Here is a 24,247-nt window from a genome sequence, read left to right as displayed (position 1 = left end):
CATCAACCGATTAGGGGTCGACCATGTATCAACATCATAACTGGCAAGGTGCATTACTGGATTATCCCGTCAGCAAAGTGGTCTGCGTGGGCAGCAACTATGCAAAACATATTCAGGAGATGGGCAGCGCCGTGCCGGAAGAGCCGGTTCTGTTTATTAAGCCAGAAACCGCACTGTGCGATATTCGCCAGCCGCTGGTTCTGCCGCAGGGACTGGGCTCGGTGCATCATGAAGTGGAGCTGGCGGTGCTGATCGGCGCGACGCTGCGCCAGGCAACCGAAGAGCATGTAGAGAAAGCGATTGCGGGTTACGGTGTCGCGCTCGACCTGACGCTGCGTGACGTCCAGGGCAAAATGAAGAAAGCGGGGCAGCCGTGGGAAAAAGCCAAGGGTTTTGATAATTCATGCCCGATTTCCGGTTTCGTTCCGGTGAGTGAATTTACCGACGATCCGCAGAACACGCCGCTCAGCCTGAAGGTCAACGGCGCGATCCGCCAGCAGGGAACGACCGCTGACATGATCCATAAGATCGTTCCGCTGATTGCCTACATGAGCCGCTTCTTCACCCTGAAACCTGGCGACGTGATCCTCACCGGCACCCCGGAAGGTGTGGGGCCGCTGCTTAGCGGCGACGAACTGGACGTCAGTTTTAACGGCCTTTCGCTGAAAACCCGCGTGCTGTAAAAGCACCTTGCCGCCTGAAAAGGGCGGCAAAACTTGCATCAACGTGCCAGACTCGTTATAAGGTGCGCTCTATTTTGACGTGTGGACATCCTGATGAACGACATTCCTTTCTGGCAAAGCAAAACTCTCGACGACATGACCGACGCGGAGTGGGAATCGTTGTGTGACGGCTGCGGGCAGTGCTGCCTGCATAAGCTAATGGATGAAGATTCGGACGAGATCTATTTCACCAACGTAGCCTGCAAGCAGTTAAACATCAAAACCTGCCAGTGCCGCAACTATGAGCGCCGTTTCGAATATGAGCCGGACTGCATCAAGTTAACCCGTGAAAATCTGCCGACCTTTGAGTGGTTGCCGCATACCTGCGCGTATCGCCTGCTGGCGGAAGGAAAGGATCTGCCCACATGGCATCCGCTGTTGACGGGGTCGAAAGCGGCGATGCACGGTGAACGTATTTCCGTGCGCCACATTGCGGTGAAAGAGTCCGAGGTGCGCGACTGGGAAGACCACATTATGAATCACCCTAATCGGTGATAATAAAAAACCCGCCGAGGCGGGTTTTTTATTGTGCGCAATTTTGTCGGGTGGCGCTGCGCTTACCCGACCAACAAAACTGACGTTGCCGTTTTGCTTTTACCTTCCAAAAAGATCGCGTTTCTTTGGTTTGAACGGCTGGGCAATCAGCACCAGCAGCGCCACCACAAAGTAGGCGACAAAAATGCCCACCAGCCACTGCGGCATCTCCAGCGTCAGGAATTCCCACTGGCGTACAGAGCAGTCACCGGAGGCCACAAACACCTGCGGCAGCCATTTATCCAGCGGCAGCCAGCTCGGGAAGCGGGCGGCAAAATCGCAGGTCATAAACGGCGACGGGTGAAGCTGCATCTGGGTGTGCTCCCAGGCAAGCGCAATCCCTTTCCCGGCGCTGTATAGCCAGATGGCAATTGCCGCATAGCGTAACGGTGATTTGGGTGCAATCGCACCTACCAGACCCGCGCCCATAATGCCGAACAGAGCACAACGCTCATAAATACACAGTACGCAAGGTTTCAGCCCCATCACATGCTGAAACCACAGCGCGACCATTTCCAGCGCAAAGGCGGTCAGGGCCATCAACAACCACGCTCCGCGACCGCGTGAGCACTGGTTCAAAAATCGCAACATAATCATTTCCCTGGAACATGCTTAGACAGCGCAGTGTAAACGAATTTTAATGCGCCGCAAGTATACCTGCTTGCAATAACCATTGCGTACAGGGAACGAGAGTAATTTTGATGCACAGCAAACCAACCAGGGTAAGCACCAGCGTATACGGCAGCGCCATCCAGACCATTCTTCCATAAGAAAGTCGTATGAGTGGTGCCAGCGCCGAGGTCAGCAGGAAGAGGAATGCCGCCTGACCGTTCGGGGTTGCCACGGAGGGGAGGTTGGTTCCGGTGTTGATCGCCACCGCCAGCAGCTCGAACTGTTCACTGCTGACAATCCCTTGCTCCATCGCGGCTTTGGCCTCATTGATGTATACCGTCCCGACAAAGACGTTATCGGATATAGAGGACAACAGACCGTTAAACAAATAGAACAGCGTTAGCTGCGAATCTGGCGTAGCCTGAAGCACAAACGCGATGATCGGCGCGAACAGATGTTGGTCAATAATCACCGCCACGACCGCGAAAAACACCGCCAGCAGGGCGGTAAACGGCAGCGCTTCGGTAAAGGCTTTTCCGATAGCATGTTCGTCCGTAACGCCGCCCAGGCTGGTTGCAAGGATAATTACCGACAGGCCAATCAGCCCCACCTCGGCAAGGTGGAAGGCCAGCGCAACGATAAGCCACACGCCGATGAAACCCTGTGCAATCAGGCGCAGCGTCTCCTGGCGCGTGCGTTGTTTGCGGCTCTGCTCGTCAAACTTATGCAGCTCCTGGCGGACCTGATCGGGCAACTTAGCGCCATACCCAAAGAGGTTGAATTTTTCGACCAGCACACAGGTGGCTAACCCGCAGACCAGCACGGGCACGCTGACGGGCGCCATGCGCAGGAAAAATTCGCCAAAATGCCACTCAGCCGCTTTGGCGATAATCAGGTTTTGCGGCTCCCCGACCATTGTCATCACGCCGCCCAGCGCCGTCCCCACGCCCGCATGCATCATCAGGCTGCGCAGAAACGCGCGGAACTGTTCCAGCACATCGCGGTTGTGTGCCTCAACGTGGCTGTCGTCCTGCAAGTTATCGCCAGGACGCGACGAGGCCACCCGGTGGTAAATCCCGTAAAAGCCGACGGCGACGCTGATCACCACCGCAACGACCGTCAGCGCATCCAGGAAGGCAGAGAGGAAGGCCGCGGCGAGGCAAAACGCCAGCGATAGCAGCGTTTTCGACGGAATGCTCAGCAGCAAACGGGTAAAGATAAACAGCAGAAGCTGCTTCATAAAGTAGATCCCCGCCACCATGAAGATCAGCAGCAGCAGGACTTCAAGATTCGACGCTATCTCGTTTTTAACATGCTCCGCGCTGGTCATTCCGATGACCACGGCTTCCAGCGCCAGCAGCCCGCCGGGCAACAGCGGATAGCACTTCAGCGCCATCGCCAGGGTAAAGATAAACTCGGCGACCAACATCCACCCGGCAACGAAGGGATCCAGCAAAAAGATAACGGGATTAACGACCAGGAATACCAGTAAAGTAAGTTTGTACCAGTCAGGTGACTGACCTAAAAAGTTGCGCCACAGCGCGCGCCCAAATGAAATTTCCACGACAGACGTCCTTTACCCGTCAAATAAGACAAGACATCAGTATACGCAAAAATGGCGGCAGAGCGGGGGATTAAGCCATTTGTAAATTTCATAAAAATGAAACGGCGATCCCTCTTTTCTGTCTCTGCTGCGCTATCTGCCTCTGCGCGCCTCTGGTATGATGAGTGCAATTTGCTAAAGCTGTGTAATGGAAATCTCACTATGGTCATTAAGGCGCAGAGCCCGGCGGGTTTCGCGGAAGAGTACATCATTGAAAGCATCTGGAATAATCGTTTCCCTGCGGGATCAATTCTACCTGCTGAACGCGAACTCTCTGAACTGATTGGCGTCACCCGTACCACGCTGCGAGAAGTGCTCCAGCGTCTGGCGCGCGATGGCTGGTTGACGATACAGCATGGCAAACCCACTAAGGTGAACAACTTCTGGGAAACGTCCGGGCTGAACATTCTGGAAACGCTGGCGCGTCTCGACCACGAAAGCGTACCGCAGCTGATTGATAATCTGCTTTCCGTGCGCACCAACATCGCCACCATTTTCATCCGCACCGCGTTTCGTCAGCATCCTGAAGATGCGCTGAAAGTGCTTGCCACCGCTAATGAGGTGGAAGACCACGCGGATGCCTTTGCGACCCTGGATTACAATGTGTTCCGCGGTCTGGCGTTTGCTTCCGGCAATCCGGTTTACGGTCTGATCCTGAATGGAATGAAAGGGTTATATACGCGCATTGGTCGTCACTACTTTGCTAACCCTGAAGCCCGCAGCCTGGCGCTCGGCTTCTACCATAAACTGAGCAAACTCTGCACCGAAGGGCTGCACGATCAGGTCTATGAAACGGTGCGTCGTTACGGCCACGACTCCGGTGAAATCTGGCACCGGATGCAGAAAACGCTGCCGGGTGATTTAGCGATTCAGAGTCGCTGAAATAAAAAACCTCTCGATTGAGAGGTTTTTTTTCGCCCGGTGGCGCTTTGCTTACCGGGCCTACAAAACCCGTAGGCCGGGTAAGGCGTAGCCGCCACCCGGCAACAAACTACAGCGTATTCAACCGCGCCGGACACCGGTCCAGCAGCTCCACGCTGCCATCTTCGTTCTGCTGCTCCAGCAATACGTCAAATCCCCACAGGCGATGCACATGCTTCAGCACTTCCTTACGCCCCTTATCCAGCGGCGCGCGGTTGTGCGGAATATAGCGCAACGTCAGGGAGCGGTCGCCGCGCAGATCCACGTTCCAGACCTGAATGTTCGGTTCAAGATTACTCAGGTTGTACTGGGATGACAGGCGCGAGCGGATCTCGCGATAACCCTCTTCGTTGTGGATCGCGGAGATCTCCAGGTAGTTGTTGCGGTCATCATCCAGTACGGTGAAGAAGCGGAAATCACGCATGATCTTCGGCGACATAAACTGGCTGATAAAGCTCTCATCCTTAAAATCACGCATCGCGAAGTGCAGCGTTTCCAGCCAGTCGGAACCGGCAATATCCGGGAACCAGTATTTGTCCTCTTCGGTGGGCGACTGACAAATACGCTTGATATCCTGGAACATGGCAAAGCCGAGCGCGTACGGGTTAATGCCGCTGTACCACGGGCTGTTATATGCCGGCTGGAATACCACGTTGGTGTGGCTGTGCAGAAACTCCATCATAAACCGCTCGGTGACTTTTCCTTCGTCGTACAGGTGGTTAAGAATGGTGTAGTGCCAGAAGGTCGCCCAGCCTTCGTTCATCACCTGGGTCTGCTTCTGCGGATAGAAATACTGGCTCACCTTGCGCACGATGCGCAGGATCTCACGCTGCCACGGCTCCAGCAGTGGGGCGTTTTTCTCCATAAAGTAGAGCAGGTTTTCCTGCGGCTCGGAAGGGTAGCGACGCGCCTCGGCGACGGTTTTCTCCTCTTCACGTTTCGGCAGGGTGCGCCACAGCATATTCACCTGGCTTTGCAGATACTCCTCGCGGCTTTTCTGCCGGGCTTTCTCTTCCTGCAATGAGATCTTCTGCGGGCGCTTATAGCGGTCAACGCCGTAGTTCATCAGCGCGTGGCAGGAGTCCAGCAGCTTCTCCACCTCGTCCACGCCGTAGCGCTCTTCGCAGTCGGTAATGTATTTGCGGGCGAAGATCAGGTAATCGACGATGGAGCTGGCGTCCGTCCAGCTGCGGAACAGATAGTTATTTTTGAAGAACGAGTTATGTCCATAGCAGGCGTGCGCCATCACCAGCGCCTGCATGGTAATGGTGTTCTCTTCCATCAGATAGGCAATACACGGGTTAGAGTTAATGACGATTTCATACGCCAGTCCCTGCTGCCCGTGCTTATACAGCCGCTCTGTCTCAATGAATTTTTTGCCAAACGACCAGTGCGGATAGTTAATTGGCATCCCGACGCTGGAGTAAGCGTCCATCATCTGTTCCGAGGTGATGACTTCAATCTGATGGGGATAGGTATCCAGACGATAGAGTTTGGCCACCCGGTCGATCTCCGCCAGGTAGACATCCAGCAACTCGAAGGTCCAGTCGGGTCCATCGCTCAGACGGGTGCTGTCCCTGGACATGGAATCTAGTGTAGCCATTAGCGCGCCCTCGTTGTTGGTCGCTCTCTCTGACTGGAGAGCCTCCTTTCAAGCATAGATCACCCCATTCAAATACGCGGGGCGCAGAAATTTTTTCTTTGCGATTTCGCGTTTTCGATACGGCAAATAAAGCGGTGCTCACAGAATTTTCTACTGGTTAAAAATAACGCGCAGCAGGAGATCCCAAATAAGCGCCATCCCCTGATACAGCGGGATATGTGAGTTGAGTCACCATAAAAAAGTCATATGTTGAATAATATTTTCAACTAGGTTATCAAACTGTAATTAGATGATTGTTCTTTTGCTCATAATGGAGTGGCTATGCGTGTTGTCATACTGGGAAGTGGTGTCGTTGGCGTAACCAGCGCCTGGTATTTAAGTCAGGCGGGACATGAGGTTACCGTTATCGATCGCGAATCCGGTCCGGCGCTGGAAACCAGTGCGGCGAATGCGGGGCAAATCTCTCCGGGCTACGCTGCGCCGTGGGCGGCCCCGGGCGTTCCGCTGAAGGCGATCAAATGGATGTTTCAGCGACATGCGCCGCTGGCGATAAGTCTTGACGGCACGCAGTTCCAGCTTAAGTGGATGTGGCAGATGCTGCGCAACTGCGACACCCGCCACTATATGGAAAACAAAGGTCGCATGGTGCGTCTGGCGGAATACAGCCGCGACTGCCTGAAGGCGCTGCGTGCCTCAACGGGCATTGAATATGAAGGGCGTCAGGGCGGCACGCTTCAGCTGTTCCGTACCGCGCAACAGTACGAAAACGCGACCCGCGATATCGCCGTGCTTGAAGATGCTGGCGTACCGTATCAGCTGCTGGAAGCCAGCCAGCTGGCGCAGGTGGAGCCAGCGCTTGCCGAGGTCGCGCACAAGCTGACGGGCGGTCTGCGTTTACCGAACGATGAAACCGGCGACTGCCAGCTTTTCACCCAGCGTCTGGCGCGCATGTGTGAGCAGGCCGGGGTGAAATTCCGCTTCAATACTTCTGTCGACAAACTGCTGTCGGAAGGGGAGAAGATTTACGGCGTGAAGTGTGGGGAAGAGGTAATTAAAGCCGATGCCTACGTGATGGCGTTTGGCTCCTACTCAACCGCGATGCTGAAAGGCATCCTGGATATCCCGGTCTATCCGCTGAAAGGCTACTCCCTGACCATTCCTGTGAAAGAGGACAGCGGCGCGCCGGTCTCGACCATTCTTGATGAAACCTACAAAATCGCCATCACCCGCTTCGATAACCGGATCCGCGTCGGGGGCATGGCGGAAATCGTGGGCTTCAATACCGAGCTGCTCAAACCGCGTCGTGAAACGCTGGAGATGGTCGTGGGCGATCTCTTCCCGCGCGGCGGCTTCATTGAGCAGGCGACGTTCTGGACCGGCCTGCGCCCAATGACCCCGGACGGCACGCCGATTGTGGGCCGTACACCATACAAAAATCTGTGGACTAACACCGGCCACGGCACGCTTGGCTGGACCATGGCCTGCGGTTCGGGCCAGCTGCTGAGCGACCTGATCTCCGGAAGGACGCCGGCAATTCCGTTTGACGATTTGAGCGCCGCACGCTATCAATCAGGGTTTACCCCATCGCGTCCACAACACCTGCACGGCGCGCATAATTAAGGAGTCGTCATGTCCCGTCCCATTCTGGCCCAGCTGGATTTGCAGGCGCTGAAGGATAACCTGCAAATTGTTCGCCGTGCTGCGCCGGGTTCTCGTGTCTGGTCGGTGGTGAAAGCCAACGCCTACGGTCATGGTATCGACCGTATCTGGAGTGCGCTCGGCGGCACCGATGGTTTTGCCTTGCTGAATCTGGAAGAGGCCATCCTGCTGCGCGAGCGCGGCTGGAAAGGACCGATCCTGCTGCTGGAAGGATTCTTTCATGCGCAGGATCTGCCTCTGCTGGATAAGTACCGCCTGACGACCAGCGTTCACAGTAACTGGCAGATCAAGGCCATCCAGGACGCGAAGCTGCATGCCCCGCTGGATCTCTATCTCAAAGTGAACAGCGGGATGAACCGTCTGGGCTTCCAGCCTGAACGGGTGCATACGGTCTGGCAGCAGCTTCGTGCGCTGAAAAACGTCGGTGAGATGACGCTGATGGCGCACTTCGCCGATGCGGAAAAGCCGGACGGCATTGCCGATGCCATGGTCCGCATTGAGCAGGCGGCAGAAGGTCTGGACTGTCCGCGCTCGCTGTCGAACTCAGCGGCAACGCTCTGGCATCCCGAGGCGCACTACAACTGGGTACGTCCAGGGATCGTTTTGTACGGCGCGTCACCCTCAGGTCAGTGGCAGGATATTGCCAACAGCGGCCTGAAGCCGGTGATGACGTTACGAAGCGAGATTATCGGCGTGCAAACCCTTAAAGCGGGCGATACGGTGGGCTATGGCAGCCGCTATCGGGCAGCAGGTGAACAGCGCATCGGTATCGTGGCGGGGGGCTATGCAGATGGTTATCCGCGCATCGCCCCGAGCGGCACGCCGGTGTGGGTCGATGGCGTGCGCACCGGCACGGTAGGTACCGTCTCCATGGACATGCTGGCCATCGATTTGACGCCGTGTCCCCAGGCGGGCATCGGATCGCCGGTTGAGCTGTGGGGCAACGAGGTTAAAATTGATGATGTGGCCGCTGCGGCGGGCACCGTCGGGTATGAACTGATGTGCGCTCTGGCGCCAAGAGTGCCTGTTGTGACGGTGTAACTTGTGTGTGCCGGGTGGCGCTAGCGCTTACCCGGCCTACGTTCGGGGTTTTGTAGGCCGGGTAAGGCGAAGCCGCCACCCGGCAAAAAAGCAGCTACTCCGCCTCCTCCTCCATCGGCCTTACGCCGACTTTGCGCACCGCGTTATCTTCTTTCTCCGCTACCGTCCAGATCATCCCGGCAAACTCCACCTGGTCACCGACGACCGGCGCAGCCCCTAATAATTGCTGAATAATCTCACCCAGGGTTTGCTGGTTATCGCGATTCTCCAGTCCACCTTCCAGGCCATAAATCAGCGCCACATCCGCAAAGCGGGCGCTGGCTTCGAGGATAAAATCGCCGAAGAAACGCTGATCCAGCGCCACCGGGGGCGACTGGCTGAACAGCTTGCCGAGGGCCGGCAGGTCGCGCTCGCGGCCAATCACGCAGAGGATATCGTTCTCACGCAGCCGCGTGCTGCCGGTCGGGTGAAGCAGGGCGTTATCCCGGAACAGGGCGGCAATGCGCGTTTCAGCGGGCATATGCAGATCGCGCAGGGACGCGCCCACGCACCACTTATCGGCGCTTAGCTGGTAGACAAACTGTTCCCAGGGATTCTCAGGGTGAATATCCAGCCCCACGCGGGAGACCGGCCAGCCAATGGGCGGTACCACCACTTTGGCTTTTTTCGCCGCCCAGCCCAGCGACGTCCCCTGGAATAGCAGCGACACCAGCACTACGAAGAAGGCGACGTTGAAGAACAGACGGGCGTTGTCCAGCCCGGCCATCATCGGGAACACTGCCAGAATAATCGGCACCGCGCCGCGCAGCCCCACCCAACTGATAAATATCCGCTCACGCAGGTTAAACCCGCGGAACGGCAGCAGCCCGGCAAACACCGACAGCGGACGGGCGAAGAAGATCATCCAGGCCGACAAAAGCAGCGCCGGCACGGCGATAGGCAGCAGGTCCGACGGCGTCACCAGCAGGCCCAGCACCAGGAACATGGCGATCTGCGCCAGCCAGGCCAGACCGTCGAAGTTCTGCAAGATGGCGTGACGGTTGCGAATCGGTCGGTTGCCCAACAGGAAACCGCAAAGGTAAACCGCCAGAATACCGCTGCCGTCCAGCGCGGTGGTGACGGCAAAGATCAGGATCCCACCGCTCAGGGCCAGCAGCGGGTAAAGGCCGGAAGGCAGCGTAATACGGTTAATCGTATGCTGTAACAGGTAACCGCCGCCGAGACCAATGATAATCCCGAGCCCAAACTGCTGGAGGATGTGCCAGGCGAACATCCAGCTCAGGCCGGTTTCGTGCTGCTGGATCATCTCAATCAGGGTAATGGTCAGGAACACCGCCATCGGATCGTTACTGCCGGATTCAATCTCAAGCGTGGAGCCAACGCGTTCGTTCAGCCCCTTGCCGCCGAGCAGTGAGAAAACCGCCGCCGCATCGGTAGAGCCGACAATCGCGCCAATCAGCAGGCCTTCCATTATATCGAGGTTAAACAGCCAGGCCGCCATCATGCCGGTCAGGCCGGAGGTGATCAGCACGCCGACGGTCGCCAGAGACAGCGCCGGGCCTAAGGCAACGCGAAACGAACTTGCCTGGGTGCGCATGCCGCCGTCCAGCAGAATCACCGCCAGCGCGAGGTTACTCACCATATAGGCGAAAGGGTAATTATCGAAGGGGATACCGCCGATACCGTCGATCCCGGCAAGCATGCCGATAGCCAGGAAAATGACAAGAATAGGTATGCCAAGACGCGATGAAAATGAACTTAATAAAATGCTAAAGGTTACCAGGATGGAACCCAGAATGAAAAGACTGATTATCGCTGTGGCACCCAATGTCGTCTTACTCCCACCTCAATGTGAACGCTGTTATTAAAACCCTAACATAATAACAACGTTAACTGCGTTTTATTGAGGGGGAATAACGGCTTTTTTATGCCTTTAAGACCGGATGACCGCTGATTGTTAACCGACTGCCTGAATTATCGTGTACAAGGTGCGCCTGGGCACCCAGCGGCAGGGTAACGGTTTGCGGCTCATGGCCGAAATCCAGACCGGCGATCACCGGGATATCCAGCCGGGAACGAATGAAATCAATCATCGTCTCCAGGGAATAGCCCGCATCGTAATCGTTGGGGGCTGAACCACTAAAACTGCCCAGCACAATGGCCGACTGCCGATCCAGGATCCCGGCGTGATACAGCTGCAACAGCATACGTTCGACGCGGAACGGGTGTTCGTTGATATCTTCCAGCACCAGTATGCCGTCCGTGATCTGCGGCAGCCACGGCGTTCCAATCAGCGACACCAGCATCGCGAGGTTGCCGCCCCACAGCTGTCCTTCACATTCCCAGTGCGGTCCATTGCCTTGCCACTCGACGGTGAACGTCGGGTTTTGCAGGGCGCGCCAGAAATGGTCCTGCGTAAATGCATCCAGCTCCGGCGCACCAAAGTTGCCGGCCAGCATCGGGCCGCTAAAGGTAATGACGTTATGCAACGCAAGCAGGCCGAGCTGGATCGCCGTGAAATCGCTGTGTCCGCAGATTAACAGCGGATCCTGCTGCTGGCGCGCGGCCAGCCCGGCCCAGTCGATGCTCTCCAGCAGCCGGCTTGCGCCATAGCCGCCGCGCACGGCCAGCACAATAGTGTTTTCACCTTCCAGCGTCGCCAGGCTGTTGATATCGCTCAGTCTCTGCGCCTCCGTACCGGCAAAACGCTGCATACGGCGGGGGATAATTGTCTGATTTTCTACCTGATGGCCCATTTCCAGCAGGCGCTGAACGCCCCGCTGTGCCGCCTCCTGGTTGATGCAGTAGCCTGACGGTGCGATGAGATGAAACTGAGGCATGGCAATTCCTTGCTGAATGAGAATCTAATTGTCTATATCATGCCGCTTATACGCCGCCTGCTTCAAGGGGCGACGTACCGCGATGACCGGCTATAAGGATAGATGACGTGAAATTGAGATGGTTTGCTTTTTTGATTGTGCTGCTCGCTGGCTGTAGTTCAAAACATGATTATCAAAATCCCCCCTGGAACCCTGAAGTGCCGGTAAAGCGGGCCATGCAGTGGATGCCGATCAGCGAACAAGCCGGGAAGGCCTGGGGCGTGAGCCCGCGTCTGATCACGGCGATCATTGCCGTGGAATCCGGTGGCAACCCGACGCTGGTGAGTAAATCGAATGCGGTGGGGCTGATGCAGTTAAAAGCCTCGACGGCGGGAAGAGAGGTCTATCGCTACATGGGCTGGAAGGGACAGCCATCCACCAGCGAGCTGAAAAACCCGGAACGTAATATCTCTATGGGAACCGCTTACCTGAGTATTCTCGAGCATGGCATTCTGAAGGGGATTGACGATCCGGAAGTGATGCAATATGCGCTGGTGGTGTCGTACGTTAACGGAGCCGGCGCGCTGCTCCGAACCTTCTCATCCGATCGCAAAGAGGCGATAGAAGAGATTAACGATATGGATAAAGATGAATTCTTCGAGCACGTTGTGAAGAATCATCCTTCAGCACAGGCTCCACGTTATATCTGGAAAGTACAGAAAGCGATGGACGCCATGTAACGCCTTTGTCGGGCGGCAGCATGCTGCCCGACGCCTTTCAGCGCACTTTGTTCGCGCGTTCCCGCGCTTCACGCTCCAGTGAGAAGATGATGCGCTGTAGTTCGCGTTCGGCGCCTGGCCCGACATTCAGAAAGCGAAAGCTCAGTCGCGGCGTGGTAATGGTTTCGTTTTTGCTGTCCACCACCTTACGCTCGCTGATGGCAATCAGCTGGGCGTCAAACCAGAAGCGTCCCCATCCGCCCATATCCAGCTCAATCTGACTAAAACGCATGCCTTCCACCAGTCCTTCCGGCTTCGGCGTATCCATTAACGCGCCCATCCCGCCCAGTGACAGGTCGAAGAGACGAAAGCGGATCTCTTTTTTGTCCGGCATTTTTGCCTTACAGAAATAGGCCGGGTGAAGCGGGGCGCTGATGCGAAAAAACTCGCGGCGTTGCACGAACCAGAGGTTAGCGGGCAGGGGAGCGATAAACGCAGGCAAACCCTGGTACGCGATCGTGGTCAGGCGGGGCAGTATAAACTCGACTTTAGCCCCCTGCGTTTCGGCCATCACCGAGAGGTTTTCTGCCTGGAGCGCGGCACGGTTTTCTTCGCTCTGGCTACCCAGATCCACGATCAGGTGTTCTGCCGTCACGTCCAGGATCTTGCTGATAAACTGGCTGGTTGACCAGTTGATGCGCAGCGGCACCTCGCCCTTTTTCAGGTCGCGTAACACCCCTAATACAGCCAGCGGATTTTGTTTCAGGAACTGCTCACTGTAGCTACTCACGCCAGATGGCTCCTCGATAGATGACAGACTGTCTCTGGGTTATCGGCACGCTGGCATGAAACTTAATACAAACGATCTGTTTTTCTCCGCCGATATTGATTTGCTAATGGAAATGATAATAATTGGCGTTCCCAATACCATCTAATAACAAGACGACACTATGAGCACCTCACGTTTTGCGTTATGCGCGTTGGCAGGCGCCGTCACGCTGGCATTGCAAACACAGGCTTTTGCAGAAGAACCCACCATCGTGGTGACCGGTACAGAGCAGGGCAGCGCGCTCCCTGCCTGGACCAACAGCGCCACGAAATCAGCCGTCGCGGAAAGTAAAACGCCGCAGGTGATCAACACCATTGCCGCTAAAGAGATTGAGCAGCGGCACGCCAGTTCGGTAAACGAGATCCTGCGCTATGCGCCGGGCGTTTCCACGGAGGTGCGCGGGAGCACCTCTTACATGAGCGAGTACAAAATCCGCGGGTTTAACGTCGAGCAGGAGTTCTACAACGGCCTGCAACTTCCCTATAACGTCACCGGGAACACTAAAGCGCGAATCGATCCGCTGCTGATTGAGAGCGTCGATATTCTGAAGGGGCCGTCATCCGTGCTGTATGGCGGCGGCTCCCCGGGCGGGCTGGTCAATATTCAGAGTAAAAAGCCGCAGAAAGAGGCGAAAACAGAACTGGGCTTTAACACCGGAAACCGCAATCTGAAAGAGGGGTACCTGGATTCCACGGGGCAGATTGCGACCAGCGACTGGAACTATCGCCTGCTGGGTAAAGCGACAGAGAGTGACGAACAGGCGCACACCACGCGCTATGAAAACTATCTGGTGGCCCCCTCCGTGACCTGGCAGCCGGATGACAAAACGCGCCTGACCATTGACGCGCTGGCGCAAAATACGCCGAGCCTGACGCCGTCTGATCCGATGCCGCTAAGCTATCTACGGTCTAAATACGCCGATCGTCGTGACTATGCCGGGGATGAGTGGAGCGGCTTTAAGCAGCGTCAGTGGATGCTGGGCTACAGCTTTGAACATGAGTTTGACAGTGGCTGGGGCTTTAGCCAGAAAGCGCGCTACTTTGACGTGGACACCCACCAGCGCAGCGCCTATTCAACCGGGACGGGCAGCGAGGTCTACCAGCTTAACCGCTTCGCCTATACCACGGATGAAGATTTACAGAGCTTCAACATTGATAACCAGGTCACCCGAACCGTCGCGCTGGGGGACTGGAAACATCATCTGCTGGCGGGCTTTGACTACCAGAAGCTGAACTCTCACTTCCACTATCGTTACGCCTCGTCCACACCGGGTATCGATATGCGTAATCCGGATCACTCGCAGATCGATAACGATGCGCTGGGGCTTGAAACCGCGCAGAAAAACCGTCTCAGCTATCAGCAGAATGGCTATTACCTCCAGGATCAGATTGCGTTTGGCGGGCTGAACGTGCTGGCCAGCCTGCGCTATGACGACTACCGTTCTGTCACCACCAACTATCTGCAAAACGGTGACAAAGCCTGGGTATCGCAGGATCGCCTCACCAAGCGACTGGGCGCGCTTTATGCCTTCGACAATGGTCTCTCGCCGTTTATCAGCTATTCGGAAGGGTTCGCCCCGGTATCGCCGCAGGGCACGCTGACCGCGAAAGACGTTAAGCCCACCACCAGCAAGCAGGTGGAGGGTGGGGTGAAATACCTGCTGGCGGATTACGCAACCACCTTCACCGCCTCGGTGTTTAACATTCGTCAGAAAAATGTGGTGACCAGCGATCCGGGCTTCCTCAACTATCGCCAGACCGGGGAAGTGGAATCGAAAGGTGCGGAGCTTTCCGCTATGAGTCGTCCAACGGATAACCTGACGCTGATTGCCAACTACGCCTACACCCACGCCATCAATACCGAAGATGACAAGTACCAGGGCAAACGACCGACGCAGGTCCCTGAGAACGCCTTTAATCTGTGGGGGGATTACACCTTTGACAGCACGCCGCTGAGAGGGTTAACGCTGGGGGCAGGGGCACGCTACACCGGGCCGATGGAGATCTCGCCAGCCAACGACGCAGGCAAGCTGGGCGGTACGACGCAATACGATCTGGCGGCATCTTACCGCATGGGCGAGCTGTCGCCATCGCTGGAGGGGCTGACGCTGAAAGCGAGCGCGCAGAACGTCACCAACAAAGAGACACTCACCTGTTATGACGCGACCAACTGCTGGATAGGCCGTGACCGCACGTTCCAGGTCGGGGCGAGTTACAGCTTCTGAAAAAAGCCCGGTGGCGCTTCGCTACCGGGCCAATCTATTGCACGGAACCATCCCCTCGCCCCACCGGGGAGAGGGTCAGGGTGAGGGGCGCTACTGCGCCGCCTGTTTCGCAGGTGCAACATCATCGTTTGCCGCAGGCTGATTCTCCGGTACGCTGTCGCACGGCTTCTCTTTCGGACAGACCATGTCCAGCATCCTGAGCGTCACGCCGTTACTCCAGCCGAAACCGTCCTGCAACGGATACTCACCGCCGCCACCGCCGGTACCGGTCGAAGAGACATCGTACTTCTCAACCAGTTTCTTCTCGCGATCGTAGGTATGCTGAACGTTTTTCAGGAAACGCCAGGTTACGTCCATCGCCACTTTCTGCTTACCATAGTTCTGCAACCCTTCCACCGCTACCCACTGCAACGGCGCCCAGCCGTTCGGCGCATCCCACTGCTGCCCGCTGTTGATGGTGGTGGTAGAAATACCGCCCGGTTTCAGCAGGCGTGACGACGCGGCTGCGGCCACTTTATCCGCGCGATCCTGTGATGCGGCCTTCACATACAGCGGGAAGAGGGCTGCGGCCGTCAGCTGATTACGCACCTTCCCGGTTTTCAGATCGTAATCCGCATACCAGCCCTCTTTATCGTTCCACAGGTTGCTTTCCATGGCTTTCTGACGTGCGGAGGCCAGCGCGTCATATTTACTTGCACTGGCGTTATCGCCGTCTTCCTGACTGGCGCGGGCCAGCAGTTTTTCCATCTTAAACATCAGCGCATTCAGATCCACCGGCACGATGCTGGTGGTGCGGATGGTACCCAGCTTCTGTGGATCGTCCATCCAGCGGGAGCTGAAATCCCAGCCCGAGGCCGCGGCAGAGCGCAGATCGCGGTAAATCTCGGTGGCCGGACGGTTAGGGTTATTTTTGGCGGTGGTCACGTCATCCAGCCACGACTCAGGGCGCGGCGTGTCCCGATCGTCCCAGTAGCGGTTGAGGATCGAGCCGTCATCCAGCTTCACCACGCGTTTGTTCGCCTGACCAGGCTGGAGCCCATCAGCCCCCTCCATCCAGTAAGCGTACTCTTTCTCCATCTGCGGACGGTATTTCTTCAACGCGTCGCTGTCATGCGTGGCCAGCAATTCCACCATCAGCGAGAAGAAAGGCGGCTGAGAGCGGCTCAGGTAGTAGCTGCGGTTACCGTTAGGGATATGGCCCCAGGTATCAAGCTCGTAAGCGAAGTTGTCCACCATGTCGCCGATCTTATCCCAGTGGCCGCTCTCGGCCAGCCCCAGCATGGTGAAATAGCTGTCCCAGTAATAGACTTCGCGGAAGCGTCCTCCCGGCACGACATAGGGCTTTGGCAGGGGCAGGAGGGAGTCCCATTTGTTCGCTTTGTCAGTGGTGCGGGTCAGTACAGGCCACAGATCGTCTATGTGTTCGCGCAGGCTCTGGCCTTCAGGGGGAACGTATTTCTCACCTTCCTTCGGCAGGATAAAGTTCATCTCTACGAAGTGGCGCAGGTCAAAACCGGACTGGGTATGCTGCATCCGGTAATCCGCCAGGATGGTTAGCGGGTCGCTTTTGGGAACGGCATCCGCGAAGGTTTTCTGATCCGGGAACAGTTTGGCGCTCTGTACTTCATTAAAGAGGGGGCCAAGGAGAATATCAGGTGAGCTTTGCTGGCTCGTTGGCTGGTCTTCAGCATAACCAAATGCGGTAACACCGAGTAGGGCGCCTGCCAACGTAAGGTGTAACAAGCCAGGGCGTAGCATTCGAGTTTTTATCATCGGTTCATCTCCATTCGTCGCTGGGCAGCGTCACCGCTGTCGTCAATCACCTGAAAACCTTAGACGAATATTGCCCGCTTCGCGTGTTAGATATCCCATTTTGCGCATTACCAGACAATTTACCGCCGCGCCCGGACGTGAGAAGCGCGCCGAAAACTATTTACTCGGGGAATGTTTTTTGGGGAATGATTTTAATTAAATATCCTGTCAGGGCACACTATGAATATTGACCAGGCTTATGGGTTGCAACCTTTTTTAATTCTGTGAACGGGGTTGTGTTTCTTTATTACATTCAGCGAATAACTTTCCGTGAAGGTCACACAAAGTAAAAAACATAACCGACATAACAAAAAACATAATAGCCTGCCGAAAAACATTTGGACGAAATAGAGTGGCCCATCACTTCGGGTATTCACTTTTATTTCAGGATGGATTCTATGCAATTAAAAAAAATGGTTGTCCTCGTGGGGGCACTCTGTTCTGGCTCTCTTTTTGCGGCACAAAGCGCGACGAGCGTAGATGAAAAACTGGCGCAACTGGAGGCGCAAATCGAGGCGTTGAAACAACAGCAGGCGGCCAGTCAGCATGCTGCTCCCGTGGTCGTCCAGTCAGAAGAGCCCGTCAATAAAGACGCACCACCGAAGCTGACGCTTTCGGGCTTTGGAGATATAAAATTTTATGGCGATGTGGAGTTTAATATGGATGCTGCCAGCAAAACCGGCAGTCTGACTTCTGTTAAGCAAAGTGCTAATAGCGACTGGGCACCGGGAGATAAAGAACGGTGGGATATTAATGGTCGTATTTTGCTGGGGTTTGATGGTTATCGAAAAATGGATAACGGCCATTTTTCCGGATTTTCTGTACAACCACTGGGCGATTTGGCAGGGCAAATGTACCTTGATGATGCGGTATTTTTCTTTGGCGCAGAAAACGACTGGGAAATTAAAGTTGGACGTTTTGAAGCCTACGATATGTTCCCGCTCAACCAGGATACCTTTGTTGAATACTCAGGCAATACAGCGGACGATCTTTATAGCGACGGCTATGGTTACATTTATATGCTGAAAGAGGGGCGTGGCCGTACCGACAGCGGCGGTAACTTCCTGATGAGTAAAACGCTGGATAACTGGTATTTCGAGCTGAATACGCTGTTCAAAGACGGCAGCGATCTGTACGTCGACCAGCGCTACCATGGCGCGGAACTGGAAAATGATAAGAACGTCGCCTATGTCCGGCCAGTTATTTCGTGGCAGGACGGCCCGTTCTCAACGGCCGTCGCCATGGAAACCAATCTGGTCAACAATGCTTATGGCTATCGGGATGACGCGGGTCGTTGGGTCGATCAGTCTGACCGCACCGGTTACGGATTCACGATGACCTGGGATGGTCTGAAAGCCGATCCTGAGGATGGCATAGTCGTGAATCTCAACACAGCGTATCTTGACGCCGCAGACGAAACGGACTTCACCTCCGGCGTCAATGCCCTGTGGCGTAACGCTGAGCTGGGCTATATTTATGCGCATAACGAAATCGACGAATTTAACACTTCAACCTTTGACGCAGAGTGTGAGAATGATTGCTGGATCACCGATCCGGGTGAGTATGATATTCACACTGTCCATGCGTCGTACCTTATTCCCAACGTAATGAAGATGAAGAACTTTAACATTTACCTGGGCGCCTACGCTTCGTGGGTGAACGCGTCGCCGAAAAAGGGAAGCGATAAGAACGACGATCGTTATGGCGGTCGTGTGCGGTTTAAATATTATTTCTGAAGAGTGTCATGATGCCCCTCTGTTAGCAGGCAGAGGGGCCATTTTGCAGGCCGGGTATGCGCAAGCGTCACCCGGCAATACGATCGGCTACAACCCTTTCTTATCCATCAGCACCGCCAGATCCACCAGACGGTTCGAGAAGCCCCACTCGTTGTCATACCACGACAGGATCTTCACCATATTCCCGCCAATCACCAGCGTTGAAAGCCCGTCGATGATGGATGAGCGCGGGTCGCCCTGATAATCACGGGAGACCAGCGGTTCATCGCTGTAGCCCAGGATGCCTTTCAGCGGCCCGCTGGCGGCAGCCTGACGGAACGCGTCATTCACCTCTTCGGCGGTCACGTTGCGGCTCAGCGTCACCGTCAGATCGACAATCGACACCACCGGAACCGGCACGCGCAGAGAATACCCGGTGAGTTTACCGTCAAGCTCGGGGATCACTTTCCCGAGCGCTTTTGCCGCGCCGCTGGAGTAAGGCACAATGGATAATGCTGCCGCGCGCGCGCCGCGCAGATCTTTTTCCGGCTGGTCATGCAGCGCCTGGCTGTTGGTGTAGGCATGCGTGGTGTTCATCAGCCCGTGCTCAATGCCAAACTGCTGGTGCAGCACCTGCGCCGCTGGCGCCAGACCATTAGTGGTGCAACTCCCGTTGCTGACCACAAAATGCTGGGCCGGATCGTACAGCGTGTGGTTCACACCCATCACCACCGTCAGATCATCATTTTTAGCCGGGGCGGAAATAATGACGCGTTTTGCGCCGCCGCTCGTGATATGCACCGCCGCTTTTTCACGTTCGGTGAAGAAGCCGGTTGCTTCAATTACCACCTCAACGCCTGCGTCTTTCCACGCAATGTTTGCCGGGTCGCGTTCACTAAATACGGTGATGCGTTGCCCGTCAACCTGTAGCGCGCCGTCCGCCGCTTCCACAGGCACCGGCAGCGTGCCGAGCAGAGAGTCATATTTCAGCAGATGGGCGAGGGTTTTACTGTCCGTCAGATCGTTAATGGCCACAATCTGGAGATCCGGGTTGCCCAGCGCCGCGCGCAGGACATTACGTCCGATACGGCCGAAACCGTTAATACCGACCTTAACCATGATGCACTCCTTATCTGTGTTGTCTGGAGTTACTGTAGGCGTCAGGTCAGATGGCGTAAATGACAAAAAAGGATCATATTACGCCATTCTGCGGCAGTGGAAGCGCTGACGGTATTCGCCCGGCGTGAGATGAAGCTGCTTTTCAAAAACGCGGCGCAGGTTGATGCTAGTACCAAACCCGCTTTTTTCGGCAATGACCTCAAGCGGAGCCTGGGTCTGCTCCAGAAGCTGTCGGGCGGCGGCCAAGCGCGCATCGGTGACATAACGGGACGGAGGCACGCCCACGTCACGCGTGAACACGCGGGTGAAATTGCGCGGGCTCATGGCGACCCGTTCGGCCAGCCTTTCGACGCACAAATCTGCGGTGAGGTTTTGCAGGATCCAGCTTTGCAGTTCGCTGACCGGTCCGCTCGCACCGGACTGCTCCAGATTATAGCGGCTGAACTGTAGCTGGCCGCCAGGCCGACGCAGGTACATCACCATATCCTGCGCCACGTTGCGGGCGAGGGTGAAGCCGTAATCATCCTCCACCAGCGCCAGCGTCAGGTCAAACCCGGAGCTGACGCCGCCCGACGTCCAGACGGGGCCATCCTGAACATAGAGCGGGCCGCCCTCAACGTTGACCGCAGGATAGCGGGTTTTCAGGGTTTCCAGCAGCCGCCAGTGGGTCGTTGCCCGGCGCCCGTCGAGCAGTCCGGCCTGTGCCAGCAGCAGGGCCCCGCCGCAGACAGAGGCGACGCGGTGCGCATGCGGCGCGGCAAGGTGCAGCCAGTCCACCACGGCGGTGCTCTCCTGCTCATTCATGCCGCGACCGGTAATGATGATCGTGTCCAGCGGCTCGCGCGGATCCAGCTCCGGCAGGCGATAGTCCGCCAGCAGGTTTAAGCCGGACTGGCCGTGGATCACCAGGTGAGGCTGGGTGGTGGCGATAATGATGCGGTAGCGGGGCTGCGCAAGGCCGTCCGGGTGCAGCCGGTTGGCCTGCATCAGAATGTCGGCGATACCGGCGGCCTCAAACAACATGCCACCATCGGGAACGATAATCAGGATCTTCTTCATGTCCTGAAAAGTACCTTTATCACAAAATAAGTCAAGAGGAGAGCGAACATTGTAGAAGAGACAAATGAGGCGTGCCGGGTGAAAGAGTAGAACGGCAGATGTTGGGAAGAAGTAAATTAAATATGTAGTAACGGTAAAACTTCTTGCGTGAGGTTCACTGTCAGCGCCGCTGAACCCCCCAGTTTATGGGCTGCAAGGGAGCGCGCTGAACGATGAGAGAGCAAAAAGATGTAGCCGGGCTTAATTGTTTAGGTGCAAAAAATAACCCCAAAGGGGAATTTTGCTCAGGTTATTTCGGATCGCGAAATTAAATTCCTGCCATTTTCTTAGCCGCCATTTGTTAATGCGGGACGCTCGTGCACAATAAAAGTTATCTTCTGAATGCAACAATGAAAATATCCCAGATATATCCCGCAGCGCACAGAAAAAATGAAATTCTACTAATTATGGTAGTGGAGATAATAAGGGGTTACGTTAATGATAGTGGTTCTCTTTTTCCTGTTTAGCCATTAATTTTCATAGAGTTATGCTCGAAATCTGTCTAAGAAAAAGACGATTTTACCTAAGTGCGCATTTTTTATGAGATTAATCCTATAATGCATTGGGCGTATCATTAAACGCCATTAAGCAGGTGGGAAATATTGAATTGATGACAAGCTCATGTAAACTTGTCTATCGTTTGTCAAAATATGTCAGGAGCATGCTGGGCCCATTTCTGTCGGGTTCGTGCGGTAGCTATGCCTTAAAATAGTTACCTGCTGAAAATATTCCGACTATTTTAACAATAGCACCTAAGTCAAATTTTATCCCCTCTCTTCATCCTCTAAATATCGCTACGGAAAAGCATATGAAACTGCGCGTATTGTTATCACTTCTGTTTGTTATGGCGGTGGCGGGCTGTAAGGCGCCGCAGAAACCAGCGATCACCGATGATACGATTGTGACCAGCCAGGTGAATGGCATCACGCTGACGCACCGTCACGCTGTTACCCCTCCGGCGGAGTTCACTCAGGTGAATGAACCGTACCGTGCCATGTACCCGGCATCCCTGATGAGCCGTCCTGACTACGGCGGAAAAGTGATCCGTACGCTTGAGACCGGCAAAACTTACGTTGTGCTGGGGCAGGTTGAACATTTCTGGATGGCGCTGGCCGATGAAGGGAGTGAACAGCTGATTGGTTACGTGCCGATGCGTGCCGTGATCAAGGCTGACCAGTACGAAGCCACCGTGCGTAAACAGGCACTGCGCCCGAAAGCGCGTAAGAAAACCACCTGTGTTGATGTCGATGGCAACAGCAAAGCCTGCAAAGACAGCGCGAACGGTACCTGGATCCTGAACTAAACGGGTTTCACGAGCATATTTTTATGAATAATAAAAATTTTCATCGGATGTGGTTCCCTTTTTTTGCGTTGATTCTCGCGCTGATCGGTGGTTGTACGTCGTCTTCACACAGCGACCCCTCCCGCTACAATCTTCAGTTTCAGGCTCATCCTCAAATCAATGATTCTGCACCGCTTAAGGTCAGAGTGTTGCTGCTGAAATCCGATGCGGATTTCATGTCCAGTGACTTCTACTCCTTACAGAACAACGCGTCAGCCACGCTTGGCGCGAATCTGCTGAACAGCGATGTGTTCTTCCTGATGCCGGGCCAGCTTTCGAAAACCCTGAGCGGACAAAGCTCACCGGAAGCGCGCTATATCGGCGTGATGGCGGAATACCAGGCGCTGGACGGCAAAAAATGGCGCGTCTCACTTCCTTTGCCTGTTCCCGGCGAAAACGCGATTTACCAGTTCTGGAAATGGTCCGCAGATGAACTCCAGGCCAGCGTCTTTCTTGACGTAAATGGTATCCGGGTCATCAGCCAGTAACGCCCTTCATAACAGGAAAGAGATCATCATGACGAAAGCAGAAAAGGTCGTCTGGACCGAGGGCATGTTCCTGCGTCCCCACCATTTTCAGCGGACAGAAAGCTACCTCCTCAACCACGTTCGTGAGTGGGGGGCCTTGCAGCGATCGTATCTTTGGGGCTTTCTCGACCTTGAGCTGGATGAAGCGATGCTTCGCCAGGGCTGTATTGCCCTGAGCTACTGTAGCGGTTTGCTGCCTGACGGCACCTTTTTCCAGGTTCGCAGCGACCGCAACGGTCCGGCTCCGCTAAAAATCCCCGATAATCTGACCAATGAAAAGGTGGTGCTTGCGCTGCCGGTTCGTCGCGGTGGCCGTGAAGAGGTGATTTTCAGCGAGGAGCAGTCTTCTCTGGCGCGTTTTATTACCTTTGAACAAGAGGTGGAAGACGACAACGCCATGTCGGTCGGGGAGGCGACGGTCCAGTTTGGCCGCCTGCGTCTGACCCTGATGCTGGAGAAAGATCTGACGGCAGAATGGACCGCCATCGGCGTGGCGTACGTCACCGAAAAACGCAACGACAACCACGTGCGGCTGGATAACAGCTACATTCCGCCAATGCTGAACGCCAATAACAGCCCGCAGCTGTACGGCATGATCAATGACCTGCACGGCTTGCTGGTGCAGCGTAGCCAGCAGATCGGCGGTCGACTGCGCCAGCCGGGGCGTTTCAATACGTCCGAGATGGTTGAGTTCACGCTTCTCTCGCTGATCAACCGCCACCTTGGCGACGTCTCACATTTAAAAACGCTGCCGCTGCTTCACCCGGAAGCGCTCTGGCGCAGCTGGCTGCCGTTTGCCACGGAGCTCGCCACCTGGACGCCGCAGCGTACCGCAGAGAGCATACTGCCGGTCTACGACCATGACGATCTCGCCGTTTGCTTCAGCAAACTTATGCTGATGCTGCGCCAGGGGCTGTCGCTGGTCATGGAAGATCATGCCATCCAGCTGCCGCTGCACGAACGCTCCCACGGGCTGAACATCGCCACCGTGCCGGAGACCAGCATGGTCCGCGAATTTGGCTTCGTGCTGGCGGTAAAAGCCAATGTCCCCGGCGAACACCTGCAAACCCATTTCCCTGCCCAGATGAAGGTTGCGCCAGTGTCGAAAATTCGCGATCTGGTTCAGCTCCAGCTGCCGGGCATCATGCTTCGGGCAATGCCCGTCGCGCCGCCGCAGATCCCGTGGCATGCAGGCTACAGCTATTTCGAGCTCGAGAGGGGCAGCGAACTGTGGCACGAGATGGACAAGTCCGGGGCATTCGCGCTGCATCTCGCAGGGGAGTTCCCGGGTCTCGATATGGAGTTCTGGGCCATCCGTAGCCCGACAGAATAATAAAGCGAGCGCTTA

The 24,247-nt window shown here is 55.7% G+C and carries 20 protein-coding genes; 11 read left to right on the top strand and 9 right to left on the bottom strand.

What is annotated here, in order from left to right:
* Positions 1–23: 23 nt before the first annotated feature.
* Positions 24–683 carry a fumarylacetoacetate hydrolase family protein gene (locus tag ACJTMZ_RS02760; RefSeq protein WP_252010659.1) on the top strand — a complete coding sequence of 220 codons (660 nt, stop codon included), beginning with the start codon at positions 24–26 and terminating at the stop codon, positions 681–683.
* Positions 684–776: 93 nt separating this feature from the next.
* Entirely contained in the window at positions 777–1,217 is a 441-nt protein-coding gene (locus tag ACJTMZ_RS02755; RefSeq protein ID WP_015570314.1) for a YcgN family cysteine cluster protein, read from the top strand.
* 99 nt (positions 1,218–1,316) lie between these two features.
* Here the strand turns inward: ACJTMZ_RS02755 and dsbB are convergent, their stop codons facing one another.
* Together dsbB and nhaB are read right to left on the bottom strand one after the other, a co-directional pair.
* On the bottom strand, positions 1,317–1,847 hold the full coding sequence (gene dsbB, locus ACJTMZ_RS02750; protein WP_017693268.1) for a disulfide bond formation protein DsbB: 531 nt from the start codon (positions 1,845–1,847) through the stop codon (positions 1,317–1,319).
* Positions 1,848–1,893: 46 nt separating this feature from the next.
* Positions 1,894–3,432, bottom strand: coding sequence for a Na(+)/H(+) antiporter NhaB (gene nhaB / locus ACJTMZ_RS02745; RefSeq protein ID WP_252010658.1), 1,539 nt, complete (start codon positions 3,430–3,432; stop codon positions 1,894–1,896).
* Between the two features lie 201 nt (positions 3,433–3,633).
* Here nhaB and fadR point away from each other — a divergent pair, with 201 nt between their 5' ends.
* Complete coding sequence (gene fadR / locus ACJTMZ_RS02740) at positions 3,634–4,353, top strand: fatty acid metabolism transcriptional regulator FadR (protein ID WP_015570315.1); 720 nt, start codon at positions 3,634–3,636, stop codon at positions 4,351–4,353.
* Between the two features lie 109 nt (positions 4,354–4,462).
* On the opposite strand, the gene ACJTMZ_RS02735 is transcribed toward fadR, so the two are convergent.
* Positions 4,463–5,995 carry a SpoVR family protein gene (locus ACJTMZ_RS02735; protein WP_017384314.1) on the bottom strand — a complete coding sequence of 511 codons (1,533 nt, stop codon included), beginning with the start codon at positions 5,993–5,995 and terminating at the stop codon, positions 4,463–4,465.
* 321 nt (positions 5,996–6,316) lie between these two features.
* On the opposite strand from ACJTMZ_RS02735, the gene ACJTMZ_RS02730 reads away from it, so the two are divergent.
* Positions 6,317–7,615: a D-amino acid dehydrogenase gene (locus tag ACJTMZ_RS02730; RefSeq protein ID WP_015570317.1), complete on the top strand. Its 1,299-nt coding sequence runs from the start codon at positions 6,317–6,319 to the stop codon at positions 7,613–7,615.
* A gap of 9 nt (positions 7,616–7,624) precedes the next feature.
* On the top strand, positions 7,625–8,695 hold the full coding sequence (dadX, locus tag ACJTMZ_RS02725; protein WP_015570318.1) for a catabolic alanine racemase DadX: 1,071 nt from the start codon (positions 7,625–7,627) through the stop codon (positions 8,693–8,695).
* 94 nt (positions 8,696–8,789) lie between these two features.
* Here dadX and ACJTMZ_RS02720 read toward each other — a convergent pair whose 3' ends face one another.
* Entirely contained in the window at positions 8,790–10,523 is a 1,734-nt protein-coding gene (locus ACJTMZ_RS02720) for a potassium/proton antiporter (RefSeq protein WP_017384312.1), read from the bottom strand.
* Between the two features lie 97 nt (positions 10,524–10,620).
* Entirely contained in the window at positions 10,621–11,535 is a 915-nt protein-coding gene (ldcA, locus tag ACJTMZ_RS02715; RefSeq protein ID WP_032671646.1) for a muramoyltetrapeptide carboxypeptidase, read from the bottom strand.
* Positions 11,536–11,642: 107 nt separating this feature from the next.
* Here ldcA and emtA point away from each other — a divergent pair, with 107 nt between their 5' ends.
* Complete coding sequence (emtA, locus tag ACJTMZ_RS02710; RefSeq protein ID WP_017384310.1) at positions 11,643–12,254, top strand: membrane-bound lytic murein transglycosylase EmtA; 612 nt, start codon at positions 11,643–11,645, stop codon at positions 12,252–12,254.
* Between the two features lie 37 nt (positions 12,255–12,291).
* Here the strand turns inward: emtA and ACJTMZ_RS02705 are convergent, their stop codons facing one another.
* Positions 12,292–13,023, bottom strand: a complete 732-nt coding sequence (locus tag ACJTMZ_RS02705) for a flagellar brake protein (protein WP_017384309.1) — start codon at positions 13,021–13,023, stop codon at positions 12,292–12,294.
* A 160-nt stretch (positions 13,024–13,183) separates the two neighbouring features.
* Here ACJTMZ_RS02705 and ACJTMZ_RS02700 point away from each other — a divergent pair, with 160 nt between their 5' ends.
* A complete protein-coding gene (locus ACJTMZ_RS02700) occupies positions 13,184–15,286 on the top strand; it encodes a TonB-dependent siderophore receptor (protein WP_047057143.1) in 2,103 nt (700 codons plus the stop codon).
* A 90-nt stretch (positions 15,287–15,376) separates the two neighbouring features.
* On the opposite strand, the gene ACJTMZ_RS02695 is transcribed toward ACJTMZ_RS02700, so the two are convergent.
* Positions 15,377–17,059: an alpha,alpha-trehalase TreA gene (locus ACJTMZ_RS02695; protein WP_252010657.1), complete on the bottom strand. Its 1,683-nt coding sequence runs from the start codon at positions 17,057–17,059 to the stop codon at positions 15,377–15,379.
* Between the two features lie 437 nt (positions 17,060–17,496).
* Between ACJTMZ_RS02695 and ACJTMZ_RS02690 the strand changes: the two genes are divergently transcribed.
* A complete protein-coding gene (locus ACJTMZ_RS02690; protein WP_047733770.1) occupies positions 17,497–18,834 on the top strand; it encodes a carbohydrate porin in 1,338 nt (445 codons plus the stop codon).
* 87 nt (positions 18,835–18,921) lie between these two features.
* Here the strand turns inward: ACJTMZ_RS02690 and gap are convergent, their stop codons facing one another.
* The gene (gap, locus tag ACJTMZ_RS02685; RefSeq protein ID WP_015570325.1) at positions 18,922–19,932 is read right to left on the bottom strand and encodes a type I glyceraldehyde-3-phosphate dehydrogenase; all 1,011 of its coding nucleotides are present in this window, start codon (positions 19,930–19,932) and stop codon (positions 18,922–18,924) included.
* 78 nt (positions 19,933–20,010) lie between these two features.
* Entirely contained in the window at positions 20,011–20,991 is a 981-nt protein-coding gene (locus tag ACJTMZ_RS02680) for a helix-turn-helix domain-containing protein (RefSeq protein WP_252010656.1), read from the bottom strand.
* An 847-nt stretch (positions 20,992–21,838) separates the two neighbouring features.
* Here ACJTMZ_RS02680 and ACJTMZ_RS02675 point away from each other — a divergent pair.
* Genes ACJTMZ_RS02675 through tssK form a run of 3 tightly spaced genes read left to right on the top strand, consistent with a single transcriptional unit; the run spans position 21,839 to position 24,232 of the window.
* On the top strand, positions 21,839–22,333 hold the full coding sequence (locus ACJTMZ_RS02675; RefSeq protein ID WP_006810964.1) for a hypothetical protein: 495 nt from the start codon (positions 21,839–21,841) through the stop codon (positions 22,331–22,333).
* Between the two features lie 23 nt (positions 22,334–22,356).
* Entirely contained in the window at positions 22,357–22,860 is a 504-nt protein-coding gene (tssJ, locus tag ACJTMZ_RS02670; RefSeq protein WP_022648418.1) for a type VI secretion system lipoprotein TssJ, read from the top strand.
* 28 nt (positions 22,861–22,888) lie between these two features.
* Positions 22,889–24,232, top strand: coding sequence for a type VI secretion system baseplate subunit TssK (gene tssK / locus ACJTMZ_RS02665; RefSeq protein WP_015570328.1), 1,344 nt, complete (start codon positions 22,889–22,891; stop codon positions 24,230–24,232).
* Positions 24,233–24,247 lie beyond the last annotated feature (15 nt).

Origin of the sequence: Enterobacter sp. DN, assembly GCF_046054285.1 — a bacterium.
Lineage (GTDB): Bacteria > Pseudomonadota > Gammaproteobacteria > Enterobacterales > Enterobacteriaceae > Enterobacter > Enterobacter hormaechei_C.
The sequence above is the reverse complement of the archived record's forward strand: the minus strand, read 5'-3'. Positions and strand labels throughout refer to the sequence as shown.

Excerpts from the sequence above, each read along its gene's own strand:
- ACJTMZ_RS02760 (WP_252010659.1), top strand. The coding sequence starts at position 24 with ATGTATCAACATCATAACTGGCAAGGTGCATTACTGGATTATCCCGTC.
- ACJTMZ_RS02755 (WP_015570314.1), top strand. The coding sequence starts at position 777 with ATGAACGACATTCCTTTCTGGCAAAGCAAAACTCTCGACGACATGACC.
- dsbB (WP_017693268.1), bottom strand. The coding sequence starts at position 1,847 with ATGTTGCGATTTTTGAACCAGTGCTCACGCGGTCGCGGAGCGTGGTTG.
- fadR (WP_015570315.1), top strand. The coding sequence starts at position 3,634 with ATGGTCATTAAGGCGCAGAGCCCGGCGGGTTTCGCGGAAGAGTACATC.
- ACJTMZ_RS02735 (WP_017384314.1), bottom strand. The coding sequence starts at position 5,995 with ATGGCTACACTAGATTCCATGTCCAGGGACAGCACCCGTCTGAGCGAT.
- ACJTMZ_RS02730 (WP_015570317.1), top strand. The coding sequence starts at position 6,317 with ATGCGTGTTGTCATACTGGGAAGTGGTGTCGTTGGCGTAACCAGCGCC.
- dadX (WP_015570318.1), top strand. The coding sequence starts at position 7,625 with ATGTCCCGTCCCATTCTGGCCCAGCTGGATTTGCAGGCGCTGAAGGAT.
- ldcA (WP_032671646.1), bottom strand. The coding sequence starts at position 11,535 with ATGCCTCAGTTTCATCTCATCGCACCGTCAGGCTACTGCATCAACCAG.
- ACJTMZ_RS02700 (WP_047057143.1), top strand. The coding sequence starts at position 13,184 with ATGAGCACCTCACGTTTTGCGTTATGCGCGTTGGCAGGCGCCGTCACG.
- ACJTMZ_RS02695 (WP_252010657.1), bottom strand. The coding sequence starts at position 17,059 with ATGATAAAAACTCGAATGCTACGCCCTGGCTTGTTACACCTTACGTTG.
- ACJTMZ_RS02690 (WP_047733770.1), top strand. The coding sequence starts at position 17,497 with ATGCAATTAAAAAAAATGGTTGTCCTCGTGGGGGCACTCTGTTCTGGC.
- gap (WP_015570325.1), bottom strand. The coding sequence starts at position 19,932 with ATGGTTAAGGTCGGTATTAACGGTTTCGGCCGTATCGGACGTAATGTC.
- ACJTMZ_RS02680 (WP_252010656.1), bottom strand. The coding sequence starts at position 20,991 with ATGAAGAAGATCCTGATTATCGTTCCCGATGGTGGCATGTTGTTTGAG.
- ACJTMZ_RS02675 (WP_006810964.1), top strand. The coding sequence starts at position 21,839 with ATGAAACTGCGCGTATTGTTATCACTTCTGTTTGTTATGGCGGTGGCG.
- tssJ (WP_022648418.1), top strand. The coding sequence starts at position 22,357 with ATGAATAATAAAAATTTTCATCGGATGTGGTTCCCTTTTTTTGCGTTG.
- tssK (WP_015570328.1), top strand. The coding sequence starts at position 22,889 with ATGACGAAAGCAGAAAAGGTCGTCTGGACCGAGGGCATGTTCCTGCGT.